Origin of the sequence: Corallococcus sp. AB045, assembly GCF_003668895.1 — a bacterium.
GTDB classification, from domain to species: Bacteria; Myxococcota; Myxococcia; order Myxococcales; family Myxococcaceae; genus Corallococcus; species Corallococcus coralloides.
The window spans coordinates 1-5,546 of sequence record NZ_RAWN01000338.1; the positions used below are offsets into that span (position 1 = coordinate 1).

The window sequence follows — 5,546 nt, forward strand, 5'->3', positions numbered from 1 at the left end:
GCCCCGGCCGCCGCTCCGGCCCCGAGCCCCGCCGCGGAGGCGCCGCCGGTGGATCCGGCGCAGGCGCTGACGGGCATTCCGGGCATGGACTTCTCCGCGCTGCCGCCCGCGGCCAGGCGCGAGCTGGCCACGGTGTTCAGCGACGAGTTCTGCTACTGCGGCTGCCCCCACTCGTTGGGCGCGTGCCTCAAGCAGCACACGTCCTGCAAGCACGCGAAGCGGATGGCGCGGCTGTCCGCCCGGATGGTGGCGGAGGGCGGGCCCGCGAGCGAGGTCATCGTCACGCTGTCCAAGTACTACGCGTCCTTCCGCGAGCCGCGCGTGCAGCTCAAGGTGGATCCGCGCATGTGCCAGGGCGACGCCAACGCGCCCGTGACGGTGGCGGAGTTCTCCGACTTCGAGTGCCCCTTCTGCGGCAAGGCCCGGCCCATCCTGGAGGGCTTCGCGAAGAAGCACCCCAGCGAGGTGCGCTTCTGCTACCTGCCGTTCCCGCTCTCCATGCACGCCAACGCCGTCCCCGCCGCGCAGGCGGTGCTGTGGGCGCGCGACCAGGGCAAGTTCTGGCAGATGCACGACGCGCTCTTCGGCCAGCAGGACAACCTCAAGCCGGAGGCGCTGCCCGCGCTGGCGAAGTCGGTGGGCCTGGACGGGGACAAGCTGGCGGCCGTGTTGAAGACGGATCAGTACAAGGACGAAATCGAAGGCTTCCACGCGCAGGGGCGCAGGGCGGCCATCAACAGCACCCCGTCGGTGTTCTTCAATGGACGTGCCTACGAGCTGGGCTTCCAGGAGGCGCAGCTCGAGCACAGCATGGAGGACGAGGTGGAGTGGCGCGCGAACAACAACGCGTGGGCCGCTGACTGACCCTTCGATGAGCCAACGCTTCCGCATCGATGGCGCCGCGCAGCTGGTCCCCGAGGACCGCACCGGCATCCCCGCACTCGCGGGACGCTCGGGGACGTACGCGCTGATGCCCACCGCGCCCGACCTGCTGGTGTTCTCCCGCACTCCGCCGGAAGGGGGCTCCATCCCCACGCCGCGCGTGGTGCTTTCAGGGGACGCGGGAGGCTTCCCCCTGTCCGACCTCATCGCGTTCCTCAGCCAGTCGCGCTGGAGCGGCGTCATCCGCGTGCACACGCCGGGCGGCGAGCGGTCGCTCACGCTGCGCGAGGGCGAGGTGCGCGGCGCCACCTCCGAGGAGCCCGCGGACCGGCTGGGCGAGGTGCTGGTGCGGCTGGGCTACGCGGACCGCGCGCAGGTGGAGGCGGCGCTGCGCGAGCAGTCGGCGTCCAAGCTGGGCCGGGCGCTGGTGGAGAAGGGCGTGCTCCAGGCGCACGACCTCTTCAAGTGCGTTACGCACCAGGTGAGTGAGATCTTCCACGCCATCGTGCTGTGCCGCGAGGGGTCGTTCTTCCTCATCGACCAGCCGCTGGACGAGAAGACGGGCCACTCGCTCCAGCTGTCCACGCAGAGCCTGCTGATGGACAGCATCCGGAAGATCGACGAGATGGCGCACTTCCGGAAGCGCATCCCCCACGGCCGCATGTACGTGGCGCGCAAGCGTCCGTCCGACGGCAAGCTGGAGGAGGACGAGGACCGCGTGCTGACGATGCTGGACGGGCGGCGCACGGTGCTGGAGCTGGGGCACGCGGCGCGGCTGTCCGAGTTCGACGTCACCAAGGTCGTCTTCCGCCTGCTGGAGGGCGGCTTCGCGGGGCTGACGGACAAGCCGGCGGGGGCTCCCGCCTCGGCCGTGGCGCCGGAGAAGACGGCCGCGCCGCGCGTGCGTCCGCCGGTGCGCGCGGCGGCTCCGGTGGATGCCCGGCCGGTGGCGCGCGTCTTCAACTTCATCTTCCGGGAGATCCGCGACGAGGTGGCCCGCTCCGGCATGGACCGCGAGTTCATCGCGGCGGCCAACGCGGCGCTGTCCAACCAGGCGCTGTCGTCGTCGCCGGTGCTGGAGGGGCTGGCGTTCGCGGCGGACGGGAGCCTGCCGGAGGGCCGGTTGATGGAGGCCTTCGACAAGCACCGCGCCCACCTGGGCAGCGAGCCGCTGGCCTCGTTCCGTCAGGCGCTGAGCGACGTGATGTTCTTCCTGCTGTTCCAGGCGGGGGAGCTGTTGGAGTCGCGCGCGGACGAGGACCTGGCCCGCCGGGTGAAAGAACTCCTGGCCACGCTCGAGGCGCCGTGACGGACACCGGCTTTCCGCGACTGACGGCGGGCGTGCCCGGGTGCGGCGGCGCGTTCAAGCTCACCCCCGAGGACTTCGAGGTGGAGGAGCTGCCCGCGTACCTGCCGTCCGGCGAGGGCACGCACCTGTACCTCTGGGTGGAGAAGCGCGGCCGGGACACGCGCGAGGTGGTGCGCGCGCTGGCGACCGCGCTGGGCGTGCGCGAGGACGACATCGGCGCTGCCGGCATGAAGGACCGGCAGGCGGTGACTCGGCAGTGGCTGTCCGTGCCCGCGAACGCGGAGGCGCGCGTGCCGGAGTTCGCGCTGGACGGTGTGCGCGTGCTGGAGGCGAAGCGGCACGGCAACAAGCTGCGCACCGGGCACCTGAAGGGAAACCGCTTCCGGCTGCGGCTGCGCGGCGTGCAGGACATGAATGCGGCGCGGGAGTCCTTCTCCCGGCTGGCCGCGCAGGGCGTGCCCAACTACTTCGGGGAGCAGCGCTTCGGGCGGGCCGGGGACAACGCGGACCTGGGCCGGATGCTGCTGCTGGGGCAGCGGCTGCCGAAGCGGCCGGACCGCTTCCAGCGCAAGCTGTACCTGTCCGCCTTCCAGTCGCGCCTCTTCAACCAGGCGCTGGCCGCGCGGCTCACCGCGGGCACCTTCGCCACGGCGCTCCTGGGCGACGTGCTGCGCAAGGAGGAGACGGGCGGCCTCTTCGTGTGCGAGGCGCCGGACGTGGACGGTCCGCGCGTGGCCTCATTCGAGGTGAGCCCGGCGGGCCCGATGTTCGGCCCGAAGATGACCGCCTCGAAGGGCGAGGTGGCGGAGTTCGAGGCGCGGCTGCTCGCGGACGCGGGCATCACGCTGAGCGACTTCCAGCGCGGTGGCGACGAGACGGAAGGCACACGCCGTCCGTACCGCGTGCGCTTGGGCGCGGCGGAGCTCACGGCGGATGGCGAGGACGCGCTGCTCACGTTCGAGCTGCCGCGCGGCGCCTACGCCACCGAAGTGCTGCACGAGCTGCTCAAGGACGGCTGAGGCCCCGGCACGTGAGGGAGCGGCGTTTCGCCACCGCCGTGCCGCACTCGCTCAAGGACGGCTGAGGCCCCGGCACGTGCGGGAGCGGCGTTTCGCCACCGCCGTGCCGCACTCGCTCAAGGACGGCTGAGGCCCCGGCACGTGCGGGAGCGGCGCTTCGCCACCGCCGTGCCGCACTCGCTACCCAAGGCCAGCCGCGGCCCCCAGCATGCGCGAGCGCGGCGCTGGGCGGCTGCCTCGTGCTGACGAGCGCGCTAGCGATGTGTCGGCGCGGAGGGGCGCGAGGGCCGCTCTTGCGCCCTGGCGCTGCTTCGTGAGGCGGCCCGCGGCGGGACGCGGGGCCGCTGTACCTGGCTCGGCTTCGTGCCCGGAAACGACTACGCCTCCCTGGGCGTGAGGCCCGGGGAGGCGCGAAGGGAACCGCTTGTCCCGCTCCGTCCTGGACGGAGCGGGGTGGGGCGTCACGTCACTGCCGGATGACGTTGAACTCCGTGCGGCGGTTGAGCGCGCGGCCCGCCTTCGTGTTGTTGGGGGCCACGGGCTTCGTCTCACCGAAGCCCACGGCCTCCATGCGGCCCGGGTCGATGCCGCGCTTGAGCAACTGCGCCATCACCGCGTCGGCGCGCTTCTGGGACAGCTTCAGGTTCGCCGTGTCGTTGCCCATCGAGTCGGTGTGGCCCTCGATGCGCATCTTGCGGATCCACGGCGCGTCCTTCAGCGCCTGCGCCACCTCATCCAGGATGGTGGTGCTCTGCTTGCCGATGATCTTCGCGGAGCCGGTGCCGAAGAGGATCTGCTTCTTGATCTCAATCCGGTCCTTCTTGACGATGACCATCTTGTACTGCTTGGCGCACCCGCGCTCCTCCTTCACGCCCGGGTCGTCAGGGCACGCGTCCAGGCGGTCCACCACGCCGTCGCCGTCGCGGTCCGGATCCGGGCAGCCGCTGTTCTCCTGCGGGCCGGACTCGTTCGGGCACTTGTCCTGCGCGTCCGGCACGCCGTCGCTGTCGTTGTCCAGGTCCGGGCAGCCGTCGTCGTCCTGGTAGCCGTCCTTGTCCTCCGGCTCGTCCGGGCACTTGTCCTTGTCGTCGTTGATGCCGTCCCCGTCCTTGTCCACGATGGGGCAGCCCAGGTTCTGCAGCGGACCCGGCTCGTTGGGGCACTTGTCCGTGCCGTCCACGATGCCGTCCAGGTCGTTGTCCAGGTCCGGGCAGCCGTCCTCGTCCTCGAAGCCGTCCTTGTCCTCGGGCTGGTCCGGGCACTTGTCCGCGTTGTCGAGCACGCCGTCGCCGTCGCGGTCCTTGGGGGCCTCCGGCGGGCAGCCGTTGTTCTCCGCCACGCCGGGGATGAGCGGGCACTTGTCCTGCGTGTCCAGCACGCCGTCGTTGTCGTTGTCCGGGTCCGGGCAGCCGTCCTGGTCCTGGAAGCCGTCCACGTCCTCGGCCTGCTCGGGGCAGGGGTCGTCCTTGTCCAGCACGCCGTCGCCGTCGCTGTCTGTCTCCTCGATGCTCACCACCACCTGCTGCTGGGGCTGGGTGGGCTGCTGAGGCTGTTCCGGCTGCGCCTGCGGCGTCTCCGGACGGTCGCGCACCAGCACCTGGCGCGGGCCGCAGTTCTTGGACAGCTCCAGGGCGCGCTTCACCGCGGTGTCGGCGTCGCGCACGTGCTGGGCGGCGCGCGAGCTGTTGCCCTGGCTGAGCTCTCCGCGGGCGAAGTCGAGGTTGGCCTCCGCGGCGGCCAGCTCCGCGGGCGCGCAGCGCAGGGCACCGCCACGGCGGGCGCGCTCCACGTCGGCGGTGAGCACCTCCGTGTCAGCGCGGATCTTGTTGCCGCTGACGCAGGCGAGGGAGGTGAGCAGCAGGGTGAAAAGCGCGGACTGGGACAGACGCTTCATCGGAGAACGCTCGGGCGTCACGGGTTCTGGGGGCGGCCCTGGGAGTCGCCGCTGTTGGCCGCGGACATGGCCTTCTCACGCGCCTCGTTGGCGAAGCGCGAGGCCTTCACGGCGAAGTCCACACCGGCCTGGTAGTCCGAATAGCCGACCTCCTCCCGCGCCTTCTGCAGGTAGAGGTTGGCGGCCGTCCACTCGTAGGGGGCATCCTTCTCCGCCCCGGCGGTGCGCGCGGCCTGGATCTGCACCTCGGCGTCGAGGATGTTGGACGTGGACTTCACGGGGCCACATGCGGTCAGCACGCCCGCGAACGCCAACAGGAGCGACTGCTTCGTCATCACGGGGGCCTCGGTCGACAGAGCGGAGACAGACTGGTCGCCGGTCGTATCAATCGCCTCCGGGGGGGTCAAGAATCGGGCGGTTGGCGTGAAGCAGGGGGCCGGGC

5 protein-coding genes are annotated in these 5,546 nt (G+C 71.5%); 3 read left to right on the plus strand and 2 right to left on the minus strand.

The window, feature by feature from the left end:
- The 3 genes from D7Y21_RS39880 to truD all read left to right on the plus strand — a co-directional run.
- The coding region (locus tag D7Y21_RS39880; protein ID WP_121718497.1) for a thioredoxin domain-containing protein at nt 1–864 on the plus strand (864 nt) is incomplete at its 5' end.
- Nucleotides 865–871: 7 nt separating this feature from the next.
- The gene (locus D7Y21_RS39885) at nt 872–2,191 is read left to right on the plus strand and encodes a DUF4388 domain-containing protein (protein ID WP_120563933.1); all 1,320 of its coding nucleotides are present in this window, start codon (nt 872–874) and stop codon (nt 2,189–2,191) included.
- Entirely contained in the window at nt 2,188–3,210 is a 1,023-nt protein-coding gene (gene truD, locus D7Y21_RS39890) for a tRNA pseudouridine(13) synthase TruD (protein WP_121718498.1), read from the plus strand. The genes D7Y21_RS39885 and truD overlap by 4 nt, the downstream gene beginning before the upstream one ends.
- 466 nt (nt 3,211–3,676) lie before the next feature.
- Here the strand turns inward: truD and D7Y21_RS39895 are convergent, their stop codons facing one another.
- Together D7Y21_RS39895 and D7Y21_RS39900 are read right to left on the minus strand one after the other, a co-directional pair.
- Nucleotides 3,677–5,104 carry an OmpA family protein gene (locus D7Y21_RS39895; protein ID WP_120563935.1) on the minus strand — a complete coding sequence of 476 codons (1,428 nt, stop codon included), beginning with the start codon at nt 5,102–5,104 and terminating at the stop codon, nt 3,677–3,679.
- A 17-nt stretch (nt 5,105–5,121) separates the two neighbouring features.
- Nucleotides 5,122–5,439: a DUF4398 domain-containing protein gene (locus tag D7Y21_RS39900; RefSeq protein ID WP_120563936.1), complete on the minus strand. Its 318-nt coding sequence runs from the start codon at nt 5,437–5,439 to the stop codon at nt 5,122–5,124.
- Nucleotides 5,440–5,546: the final 107 nt, after the last annotated feature.

Coding starts and splice junctions, on each gene's coding strand:
- D7Y21_RS39900 (WP_120563936.1), bottom strand. CDS start 5,439: ATGACGAAGCAGTCGCTCCTGTTGGCGTTCGCGGGCGTGCTGACCGCA.
- D7Y21_RS39885 (WP_120563933.1), top strand. CDS start 872: ATGAGCCAACGCTTCCGCATCGATGGCGCCGCGCAGCTGGTCCCCGAG.
- D7Y21_RS39895 (WP_120563935.1), bottom strand. CDS start 5,104: ATGAAGCGTCTGTCCCAGTCCGCGCTTTTCACCCTGCTGCTCACCTCC.